The organism is Streptomyces sp. HUAS ZL42 (genome assembly GCF_040782645.1).
GTDB lineage: Bacteria > Actinomycetota > Actinomycetes > Streptomycetales > Streptomycetaceae > Streptomyces.
In genome coordinates this window covers 17,501-35,828 of the sequence record NZ_CP160403.1, presented here as the reverse complement: position 1 = coordinate 35,828, position 18,328 = coordinate 17,501, and the positions used below count along the sequence as shown (strand labels likewise).

Annotated in this window: 21 protein-coding genes; 10 read left to right on the top strand and 11 right to left on the bottom strand. The window is 66.9% G+C overall.

What is annotated here, in order from left to right:
• Positions 1-31 precede the first annotated feature (31 nt).
• The 4 genes from ABZO29_RS00165 (at position 32) to ABZO29_RS00150 (ending at position 3,169) form a co-directional block, all read left to right on the top strand.
• A complete protein-coding gene (locus ABZO29_RS00165; protein ID WP_367318098.1) occupies positions 32-715 on the top strand; it encodes an HAD family hydrolase in 684 nt (227 codons plus the stop codon).
• Positions 712-1,731 (top strand): Gfo/Idh/MocA family protein, encoded by a 1,020-nt coding sequence (locus ABZO29_RS00160; protein ID WP_367318097.1) that lies wholly within the window; start codon positions 712-714, stop codon positions 1,729-1,731. Before ABZO29_RS00165 ends, ABZO29_RS00160 begins: the two co-directional genes overlap by 4 nt.
• Entirely contained in the window at positions 1,731-2,768 is a 1,038-nt protein-coding gene (locus ABZO29_RS00155; protein WP_367318096.1) for a Gfo/Idh/MocA family protein, read from the top strand. Before ABZO29_RS00160 ends, ABZO29_RS00155 begins: the two co-directional genes overlap by 1 nt.
• A gap of 224 nt (positions 2,769-2,992) precedes the next feature.
• Positions 2,993-3,169 carry a hypothetical protein gene (locus ABZO29_RS00150; RefSeq protein ID WP_367318095.1) on the top strand — a complete coding sequence of 59 codons (177 nt, stop codon included), beginning with the start codon at positions 2,993-2,995 and terminating at the stop codon, positions 3,167-3,169.
• 1,018 nt (positions 3,170-4,187) lie between these two features.
• On the opposite strand, the gene ABZO29_RS00145 is transcribed toward ABZO29_RS00150, so the two are convergent.
• The 9 genes from ABZO29_RS00145 to ABZO29_RS00105 form a co-directional block, all read right to left on the bottom strand.
• Positions 4,188-4,652, bottom strand: coding sequence for a hypothetical protein (locus ABZO29_RS00145; RefSeq protein ID WP_367318094.1), 465 nt, complete (start codon positions 4,650-4,652; stop codon positions 4,188-4,190).
• A gap of 407 nt (positions 4,653-5,059) precedes the next feature.
• Positions 5,060-5,416, bottom strand: coding sequence for a hypothetical protein (locus ABZO29_RS00140; RefSeq protein WP_367318093.1), 357 nt, complete (start codon positions 5,414-5,416; stop codon positions 5,060-5,062).
• A gap of 453 nt (positions 5,417-5,869) precedes the next feature.
• On the bottom strand, positions 5,870-7,336 hold the full coding sequence (locus ABZO29_RS00135; RefSeq protein ID WP_367318092.1) for a sugar ABC transporter ATP-binding protein: 1,467 nt from the start codon (positions 7,334-7,336) through the stop codon (positions 5,870-5,872).
• Between the two features lie 203 nt (positions 7,337-7,539).
• Entirely contained in the window at positions 7,540-8,538 is a 999-nt protein-coding gene (locus ABZO29_RS00130; RefSeq protein WP_367318091.1) for a sugar ABC transporter substrate-binding protein, read from the bottom strand.
• A gap of 109 nt (positions 8,539-8,647) precedes the next feature.
• Complete coding sequence (locus tag ABZO29_RS00125) at positions 8,648-9,679, bottom strand: ABC transporter permease (protein ID WP_367318090.1); 1,032 nt, start codon at positions 9,677-9,679, stop codon at positions 8,648-8,650.
• Complete coding sequence (locus ABZO29_RS00120; RefSeq protein ID WP_367318089.1) at positions 9,676-10,236, bottom strand: hypothetical protein; 561 nt, start codon at positions 10,234-10,236, stop codon at positions 9,676-9,678. The genes ABZO29_RS00125 and ABZO29_RS00120 overlap by 4 nt, the downstream gene beginning before the upstream one ends.
• An 878-nt stretch (positions 10,237-11,114) precedes the next feature.
• Positions 11,115-11,570, bottom strand: coding sequence for a hypothetical protein (locus ABZO29_RS00115; protein WP_367318088.1), 456 nt, complete (start codon positions 11,568-11,570; stop codon positions 11,115-11,117).
• 474 nt (positions 11,571-12,044) lie between these two features.
• Positions 12,045-12,281 (bottom strand): hypothetical protein, encoded by a 237-nt coding sequence (locus tag ABZO29_RS00110; protein ID WP_367318087.1) that lies wholly within the window; start codon positions 12,279-12,281, stop codon positions 12,045-12,047.
• The gene (locus ABZO29_RS00105) at positions 12,278-12,769 is read right to left on the bottom strand and encodes an ATP-binding protein (protein WP_367318086.1); all 492 of its coding nucleotides are present in this window, start codon (positions 12,767-12,769) and stop codon (positions 12,278-12,280) included. The genes ABZO29_RS00110 and ABZO29_RS00105 overlap by 4 nt, the downstream gene beginning before the upstream one ends.
• Before the next feature lie 298 nt (positions 12,770-13,067).
• Between ABZO29_RS00105 and ABZO29_RS00100 the strand changes: the two genes are divergently transcribed.
• The 6 genes from ABZO29_RS00100 to ABZO29_RS00075 all read left to right on the top strand — a co-directional run bounded on the left by ABZO29_RS00100 (position 13,068) and on the right by ABZO29_RS00075 (position 15,880).
• Entirely contained in the window at positions 13,068-13,469 is a 402-nt protein-coding gene (locus tag ABZO29_RS00100) for a hypothetical protein (RefSeq protein ID WP_367318085.1), read from the top strand.
• Positions 13,447-13,971 (top strand): DUF6879 family protein, encoded by a 525-nt coding sequence (locus ABZO29_RS00095; RefSeq protein ID WP_367318084.1) that lies wholly within the window; start codon positions 13,447-13,449, stop codon positions 13,969-13,971. The genes ABZO29_RS00100 and ABZO29_RS00095 overlap by 23 nt, the downstream gene beginning before the upstream one ends.
• A 7-nt stretch (positions 13,972-13,978) precedes the next feature.
• Positions 13,979-14,833 carry a helix-turn-helix domain-containing protein gene (locus ABZO29_RS00090; RefSeq protein ID WP_367318083.1) on the top strand — a complete coding sequence of 285 codons (855 nt, stop codon included), beginning with the start codon at positions 13,979-13,981 and terminating at the stop codon, positions 14,831-14,833.
• A gap of 9 nt (positions 14,834-14,842) precedes the next feature.
• Positions 14,843-15,022: a DUF397 domain-containing protein gene (locus tag ABZO29_RS00085; protein WP_367318082.1), complete on the top strand. Its 180-nt coding sequence runs from the start codon at positions 14,843-14,845 to the stop codon at positions 15,020-15,022.
• Positions 15,023-15,335: 313 nt separating this feature from the next.
• Positions 15,336-15,674, top strand: a complete 339-nt coding sequence (locus ABZO29_RS00080; protein ID WP_367318081.1) for a transposase domain-containing protein — start codon at positions 15,336-15,338, stop codon at positions 15,672-15,674.
• Positions 15,675-15,685: 11 nt separating this feature from the next.
• Positions 15,686-15,880, top strand: coding sequence for a hypothetical protein (locus ABZO29_RS00075; RefSeq protein ID WP_367318080.1), 195 nt, complete (start codon positions 15,686-15,688; stop codon positions 15,878-15,880).
• A 122-nt stretch (positions 15,881-16,002) separates the two neighbouring features.
• On the opposite strand, the gene ABZO29_RS00070 is transcribed toward ABZO29_RS00075, so the two are convergent.
• Positions 16,003-16,479 (bottom strand): hypothetical protein, encoded by a 477-nt coding sequence (locus ABZO29_RS00070; protein WP_148832412.1) that lies wholly within the window; start codon positions 16,477-16,479, stop codon positions 16,003-16,005.
• Positions 16,480-16,524: 45 nt separating this feature from the next.
• Positions 16,525-18,123, bottom strand: a complete 1,599-nt coding sequence (locus tag ABZO29_RS00065; RefSeq protein ID WP_367318079.1) for an ISL3 family transposase — start codon at positions 18,121-18,123, stop codon at positions 16,525-16,527.
• Positions 18,124-18,328 lie beyond the last annotated feature (205 nt).

The following is an 18,328-nucleotide window of genomic DNA, read 5'->3' as shown; positions in this document are numbered from 1 at the left end:
TGGCACCAGCTCCGCCTGTGAGGCGGTCTTGATGGACCTGGACGGGACTCTGGTACTCAGCGAGGACGTGCACCGGCGTGCCTGGCAGGCGTTCTTTGACTCGTGGGGCGTAGAGGTGACCGACGCCGACTACGAGCAGCGGTACATGGGACGGCGTCCCAGCGACGTCATCACGGGCGTGCCCGGGCCCTGGACAGGGACAGACGCGGCTGCTGCCCTCGCCACCATGACCGCCTTTATCCTGGAGCATGCCGACAGCGTGAAGGTCGTGCCTGGCGCCATCGCTCTCATCCAGCAGCTGCGCACAAAGTACTCACTGTCTGTCGTCACCAGCGCCGGAGCGCAGTGGGCCCAGCACCTCCTCGAGAATGTTCTCGGTGTGCGCGACCTGGTCGACGTCGTCGTCACCTCCGAGGAAATCACCTGCGGCAAGCCGTCGCCGGAGGGCTACCTGAGGGCCTGCGTGGCCATGCGGGCACGGCCGGAAGAGTGCCTCGCCTTCGAGGACTCGCCCTCGGGGATTCGCGCGCTTGTCGCCGCCGGTGTGCGGAACATCGTCGGTGTCACCACGAGCGCCACCGCAGCCGATCTCACCCGCGCCGGAGCGCGCTGGACAGTTCCCGATCTCACCCACCGACGTCTGCTGGACATACGCAGATCCATCAGCGCTCGGACAGCGGCCCGGGGAAGCAACGACAAGGAGGCCAGAGCGTGAAGAGACTCGACGTAGCCATGATCGGTGCCGGCTTCATCGCGCGCACCCACTTGCCGGCCTGGATCGCCCTAGGGGCACGGGTCAGCGTATTTTCCACCGACGGGCAGGGCTCCCTTCTTGCCGACGAGTTCGGAATCACCGAGGCCTCCACCCTCGAAGAGGTGCTGGAATGGGCGACAGTCGTTGACATCTGTACCCCCACGTCAACCCATCGCGACATCGCTCTGGCCGCCTTCGAGGCAGGGGCGGACGTGCTGTGCGAGAAGCCGCTGGCGCTCGCCCCTGCGGATGCCCTGGAGATGGCGTACGCCGCGGAGAGGACAGGTCGCCAGCTGTACCCCGGGCACGTCGTGCGGTTCTTCCCCGCCTACGTCCGACTCCGCGACGCTGTCCACTCCAATGCGCTCGGGCGCGTCGCAGTGGCCCGCTTCACCCGCACCGGTCGCTATCCGACATGGAGCCCTTGGTTCGCGGATCCCGTGCTGTCCGGAGGCATCGTGACCGACCAGATGCTCCACGACATGGACATCGCCAGGTGGCTGTTCGGGGAAGTCGTCTGCATCCACGCCACTCAGCGGGGCCACCTCACCGCTCCAGCGCCTGAGGGCGCCACGGCCACGGGCAGCGCCACCCTCACCCACGCCTCCGGCGTCATCTCCCAGGTCCTGGGCGTGTGGGGTCCACCTGCCACGCCGTTCCGCTACACCTTCCACGTCGCGGGCTCCAACGGCACCCTCAGCCACGACTCCCTCGCACACCCGTCGCTGCGCCTGGTCGGCCAAACCGGCGCCGAAGCCGACGGCGTACCGACCGGAGACTTCGGCGAAGACCCGTTCGCCGCCCAGATCCGTGAGTTCGCAGCCGCCTTCCAGGGCGGCCCGGCCCCAAGAGTCAACGCGTGGGACGGTGTGGCGGCCGTCCAAATCGCCGCAGCCGCACGCCAGTCCGTAGCAACCGGCCTGGCCGTCGCAGTCGAAGACGCGTCTTCGCGCAAGCTCATGGAAGGAAGCCACTGATGAAGGTCGCCGTCCTGTCCTTCGCCCACGTTCACGCCGCCACGTACATGGAGTTGCTCCGCGACCGCAGCGACATCGAGCTCATCACCACCGACCCCGACGCCCCGCCCGGCGACCCGACCCGCGGCAAGGCCCTGGCTGACGAACTCGGCGTCACCCACAGGGCCAGCTACGAAGAGGTCTTCGCAGAACGCCCCCAAGCCGTCATTGTCACCAGCGAGAACACACGGCACCGTCAGCTTGTCGAACAAGCCGCCGCGGCAGGCGCACACATTCTGTGCGAGAAGCCGATAGCCACCACCCAACACGACGCCCGCGCCATGATCAACGCCTGTGAGCAAGCGGGGGTCAACCTCATGACCGCATATCCCGTACGCTTCCACCCAGCCTTCACAGCATTGCGTCACACCCTTGCCGAGGGCTCCCTTGGATCCCTTCTCAGCGTTCACGGCGTCAACAACTCCCGCCCTCCTGGCCTGGAACGGCCCTGGTTCGCCGACCCCGCCCTTGCGGGCGGCGGCGCGATCATGGACCACACCCTGCACATCGCGGATCTCCTGGACGTTCTCCTCGACGGCGAACAACCCATACAGGTCTACGCCGTCGCCAACACCCTCCTCACACGGAACGACCAAGACGAGGACGAAAACGAACCGAAGGTGGAATCCGCCAGCCTCCTCACCCTCACCTACGCCCACGGGCTCGTGGCCACCATCGACTGCAGCTGGAGCCACCCAGCCACCCATCCCACCTGGGGCGGCCTCACTCTCACCTGCGTCGGGCAGCGCGCTCTCGTCGAGTTCGACGCCTTCCCACCCCTCCTCGACGGCTACGACAGCACCCAAGCCACCACCCGCTGGGAGCCCGGCGCCATCGACCTCAACGCGGCCATGCTCGACACCTTCCTCACCGCCGCCCGCACCGGCCAGCGAGCCCACCCCGACGGACACACCGGACTACGCACGCTCCGCACCGCCCTGGCCGCCTACGAATCCCTGCGTACCAGCCAGCCCGTACTCGTGGCCGGTGCAGCCTGAGCCCGCCACCACCTCCGACACGGCCTGACCAGTCCACGAAGGACGGACCACCACCCCACCGCCCAGGCCCGCAGAGCACATGTCCCACATGATGGTGCGCCGGTTCACCGCGACACCTCGCAAAGCCCGTGGCTGTAGGCGGCCGGGACCCTGCCGCCACGGGGCCTTACCCCTGATCGTGAAGAAGACGGCCATGAACAACAGCGGTGGGAAGGAGATACAGCGTGACGAAAATAGTCGGGTTCGCCATCGGCGCCGTCCTCTTGTCGGCCGTGGTGGTGTTCGTTCTCATGCTGTTTGATCTCATACGTGAGCGTGCCGTCGACGACGCGGCATGGCGCGGGGCCGGAAGGTGGCGCCCGGACGACCACGACCATCCAGAGCGGCCCGAGCGAAGGTGACCGCGTCTGCCGACTCATCGCCGTGCTGGTACCCGCACAAACCTCGCCGACGAAAGCGGGCGAGACTCTTGGAGACGCGGAACGCGGTGCTACGGAGGTCGACGCCGGGGCCCAGCAACACCCAGGAAGCTTCACCACGGATGTATGGCATGCCCGCGCTGCCGGCGCGGCGATCGTGCGGCCGTACTGCATTCCAACGCTGCCGGGGTTGACGATCCGGCGGCCATGGACCATGCGGGTGCATGGCGCGCGGGTGCGCGGCAGGCGATGGATGGACCGGACCGCCGCTCAGGAGTCTGGCTGGAAGCAGCTCAGGGACCGAGAATCCGCACGCGCCCGCCCCGACGCGAGGCAAGCCTGCGCACCCTCCGAATCGTCCGTTCAGACCCGATGGTGTTTGTGGCTGCTTGCGCGCGGAAGCAGCCGTGCGGTGACCGCGCGGCGGTACATGGGCCGATTGCGCGACTCTGACGCACTCCGAGGTCGTCACACCGACGCTGGGATTCCGATGGCCACTCCGAACCCAGTCGCAAGGGGCGTGGGTATGGCCGCACCTGAGGTGGGGCGGGGCGAGTAGGCGGACCGACCGCACGACAACGGCCGCCACCGAGTCCCGATCCGTCGACGTCGGGTCGTCAACTCCCGGCGCAGCAGCCGCAGAGCGGTGAGGAACACGATGGCGTCCCGCCGAGTGGTGTAACAGCGATCACCGCGAAAGTGCAGGTCGTGGGCCAGATTCTGGCACCCGCCGACCGGACAGGCCTGACGCTACGTCAGTTGGTCGCGCCTGCGGCATGGCACTGTCGACCTTGATGCGACCTTCTCCGAGGCCAAGGCCATGGGCTCCGCCCCGGCCGCCTCGGCCGGGCCCCCTCGCCTGATGGCCAGTCAGGTCGGCAAGGGTGTCGTGCAGGCTGATTGAGCACGTGACCTGCATCTTCGCCGTGATCGCTGCTACACCACATTGCGGGACACGACCAGGGACACCGCCCATGGCGCGTCCATGGGGATGGCCCGGCTACCTGGCGTGGCGCTCAAGATCGGATCGTGCAGCATCAAGAAACGCGTTGCGCGTCGGGTGTAGGAAGTCGCGGACCGATTGAGCTCCCGGACCGTGCCAGAGCAGATGATTGACCGTCTGGGCGAACGCGTGAGCGGGCTGCGCAACAGCTGGCCGGCACAGCATGTGCAGTGTCTTCTGCGCCACCCAGAGGCGATCCTGGACAGCATCTGCCCTCCGGCGCCACTCGTCATCGTCTGTGCGTACCGGGTGTTGGTCCATCGCGGTGCGTTCGGCTTCCTGCGCTACTTCGAGGAAGGTGACGAGGCAAGACAGCCGCTCGTTGCGTCGAGCCTCTTGCCGCGTCGCATGGTGTTGGCGATCCTGGGCGCGGTGACTTACCCATTGCGCCGCGAACGAAAGCGCGCTTCCGACGGTCACACCGATCAGGGCAATGACCGATGGCCATGCTTCTGCTCCCATGGGTCCCTCCACGAACTCATGCAAGTCCTGGCGCGTCCGGTGCGGGCAGGACAGCTTCGCTCGAGCGGCGCTGCGTGCCGGGTCCGCAGCTGCGCGGCATTGCCCTTACCCCGCTGAGCTGCGTCGTCGTGCGGTGCGCATGGTCGCCGAAGCTCGTCCCGACTACGACACCGAGCGGGCCGCGATGAAGGCAGTCTCGTCCAAGCCCGGTATCGGACTCCCCGATCAAGGCCAGGAGTTCGCTCTCGTCGTTCGGGATCCGGCGGGACAACAGCCTATCGCGTCCAACCCGAGGCCGATCCACAAGCCATGAGCATTGCTCGCCACCCACCGCGCCTGTGCCTGGTCGTCAGGGGCAACTGTTTGCACCGCGTGGTGCAGGATGCTGATGACGGTCCCCGCGCTCGCTACGCCGTTGTCCTGAGCGATGGCATGAACAAGAGGGTCACAACCGCGAGGTTGGCCACAGTGCCGAACGGCAGATACCAAAGTCCGAGAACGGCGAGGACAAGCACCGCCCACCACGCCCGCGGTACCCCCGCAATAAAGGTGATGCCTGAGGCGAGATATGCACTCGCATAGCCAACGAACATGAGCTTGATCAGCATCGAGCCTGGACCAAGCCCAACTCCAGAGACAAGATTTGCCCACGGCCCTAGGTGACCGGCGTGTGTCCCGCTCTTGGGCGTCACGAAATCCCCTGTCACCAGAGCGTGGAGACCGTCGAAGAGCACCCATCCGCCGATGATCACAACGAGGATCAAAACGACCCACCTCGCCCAATGCATGAACACCCCTCCTGGTGCACGGTCCGGTTCACAAGTGGTAGCAGTCAGCACACTGCTCCGCTGAGGCGCCGGCTCGCATCTCGATCCCCGTTCGAGAGGAGGATCTCGTGGACACACCCCCGCGCCGATAGTCCGGCGTTCCGAGCAGAACGTCTCGTCCTAGCTGTCTATCGCCCGCAGAATGTGTGGCATCGCGCGGACGGCGTCGGCGACGATGAACGCGTCCTTCGCGTCGGTCTGGGCCTCGCTGGGGTAGAGGCCGGCGATCCTTTACACCGACCCGGACCTCGTCGCCGAGAGCGAACGGCTACGCGCCCGGCATCGCACGGCTCGCCGTCCGGTGCCCGACTGCCGAAACCGCATCGCCAGGGGCGCTTGGGCGAGACGGATGGGGCAGATCAGGCGGAGGAGACGAGGTCCTGAATCCGGTCAGGCACTTTGCGCCGAACCTGAGGAGATGAGCTGCACCAGTTGCTCGTGGGTGACGTCGGCCGAGGTGCCCTGCCAAACGGTTCGCCCTTGTCGTAGGACGTGGAAACGGTCACCGAGCGCGTACAGCTCTTCCAGGTCGTCCGAGACGACGAGGACGGCGGCGCCGGCGTCGGCTCGCTCGCGCAGGAGACGGTGGATCTGTGCCTTTGTGCCGATGTCGACGCCGGCGGTGGGCTGGTCGATGATGAGCACCTCGGGATTGGCGGCGAACGTCTTGCCGAGGACGACCTTCTGCTGGTTGCCGCCGCTGAGTGTCGCGGCGTTGGCGTCGATGTTGCCCGGGGAGATTTCCAGGTCCGCGACGAGGCGTGTGCTCAGGCGCCGGACCGCACTGCGTGGTACGACGCCCCAGCGGCCCAGCCGGCGGTGCATGGCCATGAGGCACAGGTTCCACGTCAGCGGTGCGGACAGGCTCAGTCCTTGGTGTTTGCGGTCCTCCGGTATGAGTGCCACGCCGTGGGCGATGGCCTTGCGCGGGGTTGTGAAGGTCACCTGGTTGCCGCGAAGGCGAAGGCGTCCGCTCGTGGGCTTTTCGGCACCGCTGAGCACTCTGCAGAGCCTGGTCCGGCCGGAGCCGACGAGACCGGCCACACCCATGATCTCACCCGCGCGCAGGCTGATGGTGACGTCGCGAAGGCGGGGTCCGCAGCTGACCGAATCCGCCTCCAGAACGACGGGCTGCTGGTTGTCGGCGTGGTGGGAGGCGACTTCTTCGTCCAAGGTCTGTTTGAACTTCTCTCCCAGCATCAGCTCGGCCATCTGGACCACCGACAGCGACTTGGTCGGCTCCGACGCGATGGCCTTGCCGTTGCGCATCACGGTGAGCCAGTCGGTCACCTCCCGGACCTCCTCGAGGAAGTGGGAGATGAACACCAGCCCCACGCCGCGGTCTGCGAGGTCGCGTACGACGCGGAAAAGGGACTGCCGTTCGGCCTCGGACAGGCGGGCGGTCGGCTCATCCATGATAAGTACCTTCACATCGTCCGCGAGGGCCTTCACGATCTCGATGCGTTGCCGGATGGCCGGGCTGAGTGTGCCGACGCTCGCGTCGAGGCTCTCGCCGATCTCGATGCCGACTTGCTCGACCAAGGCTTGGGCCCGGTTGCGGACGTCCCGTCGGCTGTAGCGCCACCGTCCGGGCTCATGTCCGAGAAGGAGGTTGTCGGCGATGGTCATCTCGGACACCAGGCTGAACTCCTGGTGGATGACGGCGATTCCCTCCGCCCTGGACTGGCGTGGGCTGTCAAGCGTCGCGCGTTTGCCGTCGACGGTGATCAGGCCGCCGTGGTCCGGGTACAGACCGGCCAGTGTCTTGACCAGGGTCGACTTTCCCGCACCGTTCTGTCCGACAAGTCCGTGCACCTCTCCGGCGCGCACCTGGAAGTCGACGTGATCAAGCACCATGACAGGACCGAACCGTTTGGTTACGTCCGAGAGCTGGAGTCTGATGGCGCTGGGCATGGACACTCATTCCTCTGCATATGTGTCGGCACGTCTGAAGTGGTGGAGACACCGGGGTGGGCGGTCGGCCCCGGTTGGCCGGTGGAGAAGGGCGGACCGCCCTGCGCGCCGGCGGTACGTGATCTCAGGCGCGCAGGGCAATCAGGTCAGCCGCTCCACTCAGCGGGGTTGGTGTCCACGTTGTCCTTGGTGATCAGCGGCAGCGGGATGTAGTAGTTGGGCCGCTTGACCTTGTCCTTCTGGCCGGTCAGCCAGTAATTGGCGTACTGGGCGCCGAGCTTGCCTTCCAGAACGGGGCTCTGGTTGACGGTGCCGTAAAGGTCGCCGGACTTGATGGCGGCCTCGACCTGCTTGGAGTAGTCGCCGGCGATGAAGCGGATCTCGTTGCGCCCGATCTTGCGTGCGTACTGGGCCCCGACGTACATCTGGGGGCCTTGGGCGACGATCGCGTCCAGCTTCCCCTTGGGGTACTTCGAGAGGAGGTCCTGGGTCACGGACAGGTTCTCGCTGTTCTTGAAGTTGTCGACCGGTGTGGCGACGATCTTGATGTTGGGGTGATTCTTGAGGACGTCCTTGATGCCCTTGAGCCGCTCGACCTGCGGGGTGGAGCCGAGCGTTCCGAGCGTGATTGCGATTTTCCCGCCCTTGGGAAGCGCCTGGACGATGAGCTTGCCCTCACCTTGTCCGAACTGGCGGTCCGAGGCCCCGATATACGTCACCAGGTCGGCGCCGGGGTTGAGCTGGGCATTGAGTGCCATCACCGGGATACCGGCGCGGTTGGCCTGCTTGATGGCGGGGATGACGGCGGTCGGGCTGGAGGAGCAGACCAGGATCAGGTCCACCTTGCGGGCCACCAGGGTCTGCACGTTCGCGGCCTGCTTGGCGTTGTCGAGGCCGCCGTTGAGGGTGACGGTCTTCATGCCGAGCCGCTTCGCCTCGGCCTCGAAGGCGGAGTTCATGGAGGCGAGGAAGGGGATCGTGGTGTCGGCGTTGGCCAGACCGATGGTGAAGGTCTTGTCCTTGCCGCCGGCGGTGCTGCTGCCGGTCTCGCCGCAAGCGGCCGTAAGCACGGTCAGCAGCACGGTGGCGGTCGCGGCGGCCAGGCAACGTCTGAAGGTGCGGCGGGCGGGGATGGATGCGGACATGGTGCTCCCTTGGGGCGTGTCGTGCGGAAGTCCGCGGAGGACTTGGTGATGTGCGGATTTGTGCGTGTCCTCAGCGCGTGCGCAGCGCAGGGGACGTACCAGCCGGCGGTCAGGTCGAGGCCGACGGGGTCAGTGGGGTGGTGGTGGGCGCGCCGGGCGCGGCAGAGGCGGGGGAGTTTTTGCTGCCGCGCCCGGCGCCGTTGTGGAGCCGGCTGTAGCGGTCGATGACCACGGCCATGAGAATGACCAGTCCGGTGACGGCAGGCTTCCAGTAGGGCGAGACGTTGAGCTGGTTGAGCCCGTTGGAAATGACGCCGAGGAGGAGGGTCGCGGCGAGGACGTCCTCGATGCGCCCGATACCGCCGGTCAAGGCGATGCCGCCGACCACGCAGATGGCGATGGCCTCCAGGGGCCAGTCGGCCGCGGCCGAGGGCTGCCCGACCATCGTCTGGCCGAGGAGCAGCAAGCCGGCGCCTGCGGCCATCAGGCCGCCCATGGCGAAGGCGAAGATCTGAACGTGCTGTACGGGGACCCCCGACAGGTGGCTGGCCTCGGCGTTGCCGCCGACGCTGTAGATGTAGTGCCCGTACTTGGTGCGGGTCAGGAGGAACCACACCGCAAGCAGGCAACCCATGAAGACAGCGAAGATCACGGGGATGCCGGCGACCCGCGCGTTGGCGGCGCTCTCCAGCAGGGGCGTCACGCCCTGCTTGGACTCGGCGCCTGTGGCGACGAACAGCAGGCCGGAGACGATACTGGCCATGGCGAAGGTGGCGACGAAGGCGTTGATACGGACCTTCGCGATCAGAATGCCGTTGGCGACACCGACCGCAATGCCCGCGAGGAGGCCGACGCCGATGGTGACGATGGCACCGTTGCCACGGCTGGCGACGACTGCCCCTACGACCGATGTGGTGGCACCTACAGCTCCTACGGACAGGTCAAAGCCGCCGGAGATCATCATCACAGCCATGCCGCAGGCAACTATGCCGATGATGGCGTTCTGTTCCAGGATGTTTTCCAAGTTGACCGTGGAGCGGAACGTTGGTGATACGGCCATCAAGACGCTGGTGACGAGTGCGAACACCAGCCAGAGACCGAAGCGCCTCAATAGGCCGCTTCTGTTTGCAATGCTCTTCATGCCGACCCGTTCTCCTGCTCCGTAATGTCGACGACTGTTCCGTACCGGGTTGATGTCAAGGTGGTGAGCGCGGCCTGGGTGGCCTTGCAGCCGTCGTTCATTGGGACGGGTGGTGCCGAGCCGAGCTGGATGGCGAGCCAGTCGTCGGGAAGCTCTGCGTCCATGCTTTGGCCGTACGGCGGGTGGGTGACGGCGCCGTCCTCGTCGAGGGGTGAGCCATGGCCTGCGAAGGCGTCGGTCGAGAACCTGTCGTTCTCGAACCCCAGGGCCGTCACCAGGTCGTTTGCCCCGGACATGCTGACCGGATGTGACCAGCTCGGGTCGATGCTCGCCCAGGCTCCGCCTGTGGTCGTGACGACTACCTGCTCCGCGTCCTCCACGTCACCGACCCGGCTATAACTGCCGGTCTCCGCACGGAAGGTCCGGTACTCATACCCGGTCAGCCCGCGCAGGGCGTCGGTCGGATGCACCGCGTCGTCGATAAGGGTGCCGCTGCCGGACTCGCTGTGGGTGTTGAAAGATCCACTAGGGAAGGCGCCGTGGTTGGTTCGGCTCATGGCGACGAGGGCACTGAGCGATCCGTGCCCGTAGTGGGCGTGCGTATCCGTCGGTGTGGGGATGATGACCGCGTCGACCTGCTTCGGGTCGAGGGGGACTTCCGGATAGCTTCCAGAGCGGTGTGCGAGACCTGCTCCGAAGCGACAGCCAGCGACCTGCATTCCGGCACCGCCGCAGGGCTCACCGCGTGGAGGGCGCCCGGAGGGTCCGCGCCAAGGAGACCTATTCGCATTTCCAACACTCGTGCCTTTCTCAGACCTTCGGGACTGCCTAGTCGGCTCGATGTCGAGCCCGTCGTGGCAACGCTCCACCGCGCTGTCTCGAGGACAAACCCCAGCCGTTTGCGAGACTGGTAGTGTCTGGTTATGACCAGTTGCGGAGAGCATGAGTCAAGGGTGAGGGGATGTCAACTGCCTGGCCGAAAGAAGATGCGGCGGCGCCAGCTGATCACGTCACCAAAAAGGGGCTCGATAATGTGACAAATTGGCGCAAGGGTACGCAGTGGCGGTCTCGAGCTCCGGTGTCTCACCCACCACGCTGAGTCGCTCCATCACCGTGGCCTCCGGTGTCTTCGCGTCGGGGCGTCTGGGAGAGCTGAGGCAGCGTCTTCCCTTCGAGTTGATCGATGACGATGCGTGCGGGGTGTGGGGGAGTGCCCTCTGCCGCCTCGACGGGGAGGGGCGGTGAAGTGGGCAGGGCACCGGCGGGGTGACTCGCTGAGCCGTGGGGGACACGGGGGCAGGCCGGCACCGGGGGTTGGTCTGCCCTGATGGCCAGGCCGGGGGTGGGGTTGTCCGGTCCACTGGGCGGGGGATTTACCCGGTGGGTGGGGTGAGTTCGTGCAGTAGCTCGTCGAGGTCGGTGAGGCGGTAGGAGGTCAGTTGGCGGATGAGTTGTGAGGCGAGGAGGGTGGGCAGGTGGGGTGGCTGTAGGGCAGGGGGTTGTCGGGTCGTGCGACGACGTGTGCGCCGTCTCCTGCCAGCCCGTACAGGACGCCACTCACCCCGTACAGCGGAGCGCTGCGCGCCAGGAAGACCATGGGGTTGTTGGCAAGGTGCGGGCACAGCTTGGCGGCGGTGAGGGCGTGCTTGGCGCACACCGGCGGCTGGTTGGTCAAGGCCGGCACCTGAGCGGGGTCCACATCGCCGGGCCCGGCGAGGAAGATGAACCCCAGCGCGCTGCGCGCGGGCTGCGCGCAGACCTGGCAGCGCAGGGCCTGCATGGTCATCATCTGCCGGTAGGGGTGCATCAGCTTCCACTGGGGGACGCCGGTGGGCCATCCGCGCTCGTCCACCGGGTTGAACGAGCAGCGCGCCCACTGCACGCCCCGCACATCCCGGTCCCTGGGGTTCTCGTCCAGGTAGTGCAGCCAGGGCCCGCCGCCGGGGTGCTGAACAATGATCAGGTTGTCCGGTGCGGCTGTCCTCGCCCTCCCGCTGGGTGATGAAGGGGACCAGGCCTGGTCCGGTGGCAGTGTGCACGCGAAGGGCTCTTCTTTCTCGTCGATGGTGGTCGCAGGGTGCAGGACCGCTCGCGCCTGTTGCGGGCTGTGGCGGCCTGCCCAGCGGCGTTCGCCCGGTAGGCGTTGGGGGGTGGGCCCGCGCGGGCCGGGGCTGTGTGGCCCGTCCCTGCCGGGGCCTTGCGGAGTAGGGGAACAGCGATCGGCTCCATCCGGCAGGGACGGGGGTTTTTCAGGGGCGGGGGCCGGTGGCGACGGCAACGCCGATCACGAAGCCGCAGGAGGCGGCGATGAGCACGATCAGCAGGGGGCCGGTGTAGCGGGCCGGCCGGTTTACGGCGCGGCGGATCATGGTGTCCACCAGGCCCGCCACGGCCGGGTGATGACCTCCCGATAGGTGTGGTGTGCGGGGTTACGGCCGCCGTGCTGGAGCACCCAGTCCTGTGCTTCGGCGACATCGGTGCCGGGGGTTGAGCTTTCGCCGCAGATGGCGCACTGCATCGCGTAGGTGGTGGGCTCGGCGTCCGGCTCCCGGTCGGGCTGGAGGGTCCACTCCTTGTGACACACGACCGCTCGGATGCTCACCGGCCCGCCTCGTCACACGCGGGACACCGGGCCGCGGCCCGAACGGCGGTGGGATGGTCCGCCGTTGCGAGCGCCGCACCGGGGGTCGGGGCGGACGGTGACGGGGTGGTGGCCGGCAGGTGCAGTTCGGCCCAGGTGGTCTTGTAGCCCGGGTGGCGGTCGTATCCCCATTGCGTACTGAGCGCGTCGACGAGCATCAGGCCGCGGCCTCGTTCGGCCCAGCCGCCGGCAGGGGAGAGGGTGGGCAGCGCGGCAGAGGCGTCGGCGACGGACACCCGAACACGGTGCTCGAGCGGACGCTGGACCATCACCCGTGCGAAGCAGCAGTGGGTGTGGTCGATCGCGTTCGTCAGCAGCTCCGACACGATCAGCTCCGCGTCGTCGGCCAGCACGTCCATGTCCCACGCGCCAAGAGCGCTGGTGACGAGGCGTCGGGCGCACGGTACGGACTGGGGCCGGCACGGCAGTAGCGCACTGTAGCCGGGCATGCCGCTTGGGCTGGGTGTTGCGGCGGTCATGGTCAAGGTGGTCCCTCCGGGGTGGGGCACCCGGCCCTGACGGGCCGCGCAGGGCCGGGCTCTCCTCCAGGTCGCCGGGGTGCGGTGCCCGGTAGGCGAGCTCGGGCGTGGCAGTCGACGGCGACTGATGACGACCGTAGGACCGGTGTCACTCAACTCCCAAGATGCTTGCGCGAGTTTGCAGCATGCCGGTTGACGGGCTCCTACGGTCGGCTGACCATCGATGTGTCGCGCAAACCTGAGCAAGGATGACGACAGGAGAGTGGCCATGAAGTTACGGTTCCTTGGCACCAACTCCACGGGCGGCGACTGCCCGACGCTGTATGCGACCGACCGGGACAGCTACATCGTCCAGGGCTGGCAGCTCTTCGCCAACGAACTGCTCATGCAGCTCGATGTACCCGAGGGCGAGAGTGCGGTGGAGGTGCCCACCGAGTTGTTCGAGCACCTGAAGGAGGATGGGTTTGCGGCCGGGGACATCAAACGTGTCCGGGCCCCGATCATGATCGTGACCCCGCAGGGTACGTGCGTCGTCCAGGGCAAAGCGGTGAGCGACGCAGAGGCCCTGTCCCAGATGTCGCTCCCGCACTATGAGAGCTGCGTTGAGGTAGCGAAGGCGGACATCACCGCCCTGCTGGAGGAACCGCGTGGAGCTGATCTCGAGCGCTGAGCGCAACACGCTCTTCGAGCGTTTCCAGCGTGATGCCTTCCACCTGGAGCTGCGCGACGACTACTCGGTACCCGACGAGGACGGACCGTTTCAGAGCTGGCTCACCGGCGGCCGCACCGACACGTCCTATCTCACGCCGTGGATCCGGCTCGTACAGCAGACCACCGGGCGCGGCATGAGCGTCCGCCGTGTCCGGGTCATCACAGAACCGCTCAGCCCCTACATCCAGTGGGAGTACGACCTCACGGAGCTGAACGAGGAAGCCGGCGAGGACATCCGCTGGCTGCCCCGCCACCTCCTGCCCGAAGGCATCACCTTCCCCTTCGACGGCAAGGACTGGTGGCTGTACGACGACCACCTCCTCGCCGTGGGCCACTTCGATCCCGACGGACGCGTCCTCGGATCACAGATCATCGCCGACCCGGACGCCGTCGCCGCATGCGTAGCCGTGCGGGACCTGCTGTGGACCCACGCCGTCCCGCACGCCGAGTACACACCCTGAACCATCCGTGACCACCCAAGTAGATGAGGCACTGCAGGCGCTCGGCGCCCGGCTGCGCGGCTTCCGCAAGGACGCCGGATTCACCAGCGGGCGGGCCTTCGCGCATGCCACCGCATGGCACGAGTCGAAGGTCTCGCGCATCGAGCACGGTAAACAACGCCCGAGCGAAGACGACATCCGTCTCTGGTGCGAGATCACCGGCCAGGTGGACCAGATAGGCGACCTGATCGCGATCGTCCGCCATGTCGACGAACTCTGGCTCGAGTGGCGCCGCCAACTCCAAGCCGGCGCCAAGAGCCGGCAGCACAAAGCCATCCCCGTCTACGCCAAGACCAAGGTATTCCGCATCTGGCACCCCACCGTCGTCTGGGGCACCCTCCAGACAACCGAGTACGCCACCAAAGTCTTCGAGCAGGTCGTCAACTACTACGAGATTCCCGACGACTCAGAGGCAGCCGTAGCCAAGCGACTGGAACGCCAGCACTACCTCTACCAAGGCGAGCGGATCTTCAACGTGCTGCTCGGCGAACAGGCCCTCTACACCAACTTTGGTGGCCCCGACGTGATGAAGGGCCAACTAGACCGCCTCCTGGCGGTGATGAGCCTGCCCAGACTCAGCCTCGGCATCGTCCCCCGCTCCGCACCGGCCGCGATCTGGCCCGGCAACTCGTTTTCGATGTTCGACGACAAACTCGTCCTCGTGGAGACCTACTCTGCAGAGCTGTCCGTCTCCCAACCGCGAGAAATCGAGCTCTACGCCAAGGCGTTCGCTCTTCTCCAGCAGTCAGCGGTCTATGGGAGCAACGTCCGGGACATCATCTTTACTGCGATGCAGCACTTCGACCGGATGCCAACCGCGTAGGAGCTCACCTTGCCTGAGAAGCCCAACTGGCACACCAGTTCGCACACCACGCAGGACACGTGTGTCGAGGTCGCTGACAACGACTCGGGCGTGGTCATGGTGCGTGACACGAAGGACCGCCACAGCGGTGTCATCTGCGTTGAGCCAGCGGCCTGGACAGCCTTCGTTCAGTACGCCAAGCAGCAGTAGACCGTTGCGGGCACTCGGCAGGCCCCTTCTATGGCAGGTGCTGTGCTTGCTGGCGTCGGCGTTCTGCCCGTAGCCGGCGGCGGCCACGACCACCGGCGACACCATTCGATGGCGTCCCGCGTGGTGCAACACCGTGGCGCTATGCCGCCTGGTGCTGTGTCACGTCCATGAACGAGAGGACGGGACCCCTGGTAGATCCCTGTGGTGTCGAGCCCAGAGATCGTCGTCCTAAAGGTCCGTTGCTGCGGCATTCTGCCACCCCGCCACCCGAGGGGTCAGCGCATGCTCTGGATGCCCCGGCCGTCGGGGAGAGTTGACGCAGGTCGTTGACCCACAGCTGGTCGACGCCGTGCTCGAGGAGACCGGCTCGCGCAAGCGGCGCGTGCGGCTGCTGCCAGCGCGGGCGGTGGTGTACTTCGTGCTTGCCCTGACCTTCTTCGAGCGCTCCTCCTACCAGGCGGAGTGGGACAAGCTCCGCGCGGGACTGGGCAGGATCGAGGTGATGAGCCCGTGCGCCTCCTCGCTGTCGCGGGCCCGCCGCCGACTGGGCAGTGCCCCGCTGCGCCGCCTGTTCGAGATCCTCGCTGGTCCTGTGGCCACTTTGGCGCAGACCGGACTTTTTCTACCGCGGTGTGCGGGTCGTCGCTGTTGACGGCACCCACTTTGACCGTTCCGGACGAGGAGGCACTGGCCTGGCACTTCCCCAGGCATGTCGGCGAGGTGGAGGAGTTCGGCTGTCCGCTGCTGCGTCTGGTGGTGCTGGTCGGGTGCGGCACCCGAAAGCCCCTCTCAAACGAGGCTGCCATCGCTGAACTCCTGCCCTACGCCGCCCGCGACGTGGCTTCGAGCAGCGAGTGATGTGAGTCGACCTGCGATTCTGTCACCACCGAGGCGTTCGGTACGTTCATGGCTGCGGCCGGGCAATGAGGCCCTGATGAGGATCCTTGAAAACGGCTCTGACCGCAGTTCCGTGAACCCGTTCAGAAGGACCGGAAGATCCCCTCGGGATCATCGTGAGCCCATGCCGCAAACTCCTCGAAGCCCAGGTTGCCGATGCTCAGGTTCGCGTGGACCTCGTGGAGTCTTGCGGGGATGGTGCGGAAATGGCGGCCGAACTCGGTCAGCTGTGCGTAGTCCTCGTCGTCCACGCATTCCTCCCGCGTCAGCGTGGTGACCGCCAGCAGCGGGTGGCTCTCGGCCTGCATGGTTGTACGGTCGGCGAGAAAGACGACGGCCAGGTTGTCGTCGCCGCGGACCGCCGTCAGCACCTCGTCAACGGTCGCCCCTGACCAGGCCAGATCGTCGATGAAGTGGACGTCTGCCTCGTACGGCCTGTCTCCCCAGGGCTCCATCAGCGCCGCCGCTACGTCCTGCCACGCCTGGTCGTCGAGGTAGTCGGTTCTGACGACCAGGGCATCGAACTCATCACGGCCGGTGACGGCGGGCAACGGACTCATGGATTCTTCTCCTCGGTGATGATCGGTGAGCCGTGTCCGACTGTCTCACGGGCCGTTTCCGAGGATGCGGGTCCGGAGGAGTTCGAATGAGGCTCGGCCATACATAGCCCTCTTGAGTGTTTTCACCCTGTTTACGTGCCCTTCGACGACCCCAGAGCTCCAGGGCAGGGTCAGTCCGGAGGTGACGGCGTCGAGGTCCTGGCGGAGGAAGCCAGCGAAGCCCTTCATGGGCTTCGGTGCGTACTGTTCGGCCTGCCGGATCCACTCCAGCAGGAGGCATCCGCGCTGGTGGCGGACTATGTCGGCGAAGGCGCGGGCAAGGTCGCAGGCCTGAGTGATGTCCGGGCAGGCGAGCCGGACTTGAAGGAGTCGCTCGTCCTGGCTTTCGGTGAGCGTCTCCCGGGGCCGCATGATCCACGAGGTGATCTTGCGAGGGCTCGGGATGTCGGCGCGGGCCGGTTCGGCGGTGCCCGCGCGGAGGGCGGCGAGGTGTTTGCGGACGACCTGTCGGCTGCCGCGGTAGCCGCGGTCCTGGATCTCCAGGAACAGGCGGGTGCCGCTGACCTGGCCTTGGGCTTCGGTGAAGCGGGCGTTGAGGTATGCCCTGAACGGCTCCAGGACGCCGTTGGGGCGGCGGTCGCGGGCAGAGGCCAGTAGTTGGTCGAGGTCGGTGTCGCGGAAGCGGCGCACGGTCTTGCGGTCGAGGTTGAGACGGCGGGCGATGGCGCTGATCGTCCAGCGTTTCTCCAGCAGGCGGTGGATGTCCTCGTAGCGGTGGCGGGTGCGTTCGATGATCTGGGTGCGGGGCAGTTCCGCGGGCGGAAACAGCATCGGGGGCGGCTCCGGAACCTCGGTCACCGTCTCCTCCTCGGCACGTTTGCGCAGGCAGTCGCGGTGCTGGTGACAGGTCTTCTCCACCGCGGCGGACAGATTCTGCAACAGATGCCAGCGATCAGCGACTTCGAGGGCGTCCGGGGCGGCTCCCCTGACCGCCTTGGTGTAGGCGGTCGCCCGGTCCCGGCAGATGATCTCCGCGCCGGGATGGTCCTTGAGCCAGGCGGCGAACGTCTCGGAGGTGCGGTCGGGCAGCACTTCCACGACCCGGCCGGCCTCGACGTCGACCAGGACGGTGCCGTAGGTGCAGCCCTTGCGGAAGGCGAACTCGTCCACCCCCAGCACCCGCGGCGCCCGGTCCGGCGCCACAGGCGCCGTCAGCAGCCTGAGCAGCCGCGTCCGGCCCGCGGTCAGCCGCAGGCGGCCGCACAGTCGTGCGGCGGGACGGCCGCCGAGCTCGATCGCGATCGACCGCAGCCAGCCCGCCAGCCCGGTACTGGAACGGCGATAGCGCGCGGACAGACCCGGCACCTGCTCGACGAACGTCGTGCGAGAACAGCTCTTCCTATCGCAGAAGTACCGGCGCACCTGCAGCCGGACGATGACCCGGCGTGAGCCCAACGGCCGCTCATCCAGGGTGCGTTGATACGTGCTGTGCACGCGGCCGGGCTGCTTGCGGCAGGTCGGGCACCGGCCCGGGCAGGCCGTCGACACCGCCTCCGCCACCAGGATGCCGGAGGAGTCGCTCACCCCCTCCACCCGCACATCGATCCCGGGAAAGAGCACAGCCTCGACCGTCTCGCACGCCATGCCGGGACATACTCTGCCGAAACGATCCCTCGCTCACTTCGCTGACCTGGGGATTCACGGAACTGCGGTCAGAGCCGTTTTCAAAGAGCGCCATCAGCCCCGCCGACCCTCATGCATGGGCATCGGAGAGCACCTGCCCGGCCATGCGTTGTCCACGTTGGCTGGCCCGGGTTCCCTGCCATAGGCGCAGGGAACCCGGTCTCTT

Excerpts from the sequence above, each read along its gene's own strand:
- ABZO29_RS00165 (WP_367318098.1), top strand. The coding sequence starts at position 32 with ATGGACCTGGACGGGACTCTGGTACTCAGCGAGGACGTGCACCGGCGT.
- ABZO29_RS00155 (WP_367318096.1), top strand. The coding sequence starts at position 1,731 with ATGAAGGTCGCCGTCCTGTCCTTCGCCCACGTTCACGCCGCCACGTAC.
- ABZO29_RS00145 (WP_367318094.1), bottom strand. The coding sequence starts at position 4,652 with ATGGGAGCAGAAGCATGGCCATCGGTCATTGCCCTGATCGGTGTGACC.
- ABZO29_RS00135 (WP_367318092.1), bottom strand. The coding sequence starts at position 7,336 with ATGGTGCTTGATCACGTCGACTTCCAGGTGCGCGCCGGAGAGGTGCAC.
- ABZO29_RS00130 (WP_367318091.1), bottom strand. The coding sequence starts at position 8,538 with ATGTCCGCATCCATCCCCGCCCGCCGCACCTTCAGACGTTGCCTGGCC.
- ABZO29_RS00125 (WP_367318090.1), bottom strand. The coding sequence starts at position 9,679 with ATGAAGAGCATTGCAAACAGAAGCGGCCTATTGAGGCGCTTCGGTCTC.
- ABZO29_RS00120 (WP_367318089.1), bottom strand. The coding sequence starts at position 10,236 with ATGAGCCGAACCAACCACGGCGCCTTCCCTAGTGGATCTTTCAACACC.
- ABZO29_RS00105 (WP_367318086.1), bottom strand. The coding sequence starts at position 12,769 with ATGCCCGGCTACAGTGCGCTACTGCCGTGCCGGCCCCAGTCCGTACCG.
- ABZO29_RS00100 (WP_367318085.1), top strand. The coding sequence starts at position 13,068 with ATGAAGTTACGGTTCCTTGGCACCAACTCCACGGGCGGCGACTGCCCG.
- ABZO29_RS00070 (WP_148832412.1), bottom strand. The coding sequence starts at position 16,479 with ATGAGTCCGTTGCCCGCCGTCACCGGCCGTGATGAGTTCGATGCCCTG.
- ABZO29_RS00065 (WP_367318079.1), bottom strand. The coding sequence starts at position 18,123 with ATGGCGTGCGAGACGGTCGAGGCTGTGCTCTTTCCCGGGATCGATGTG.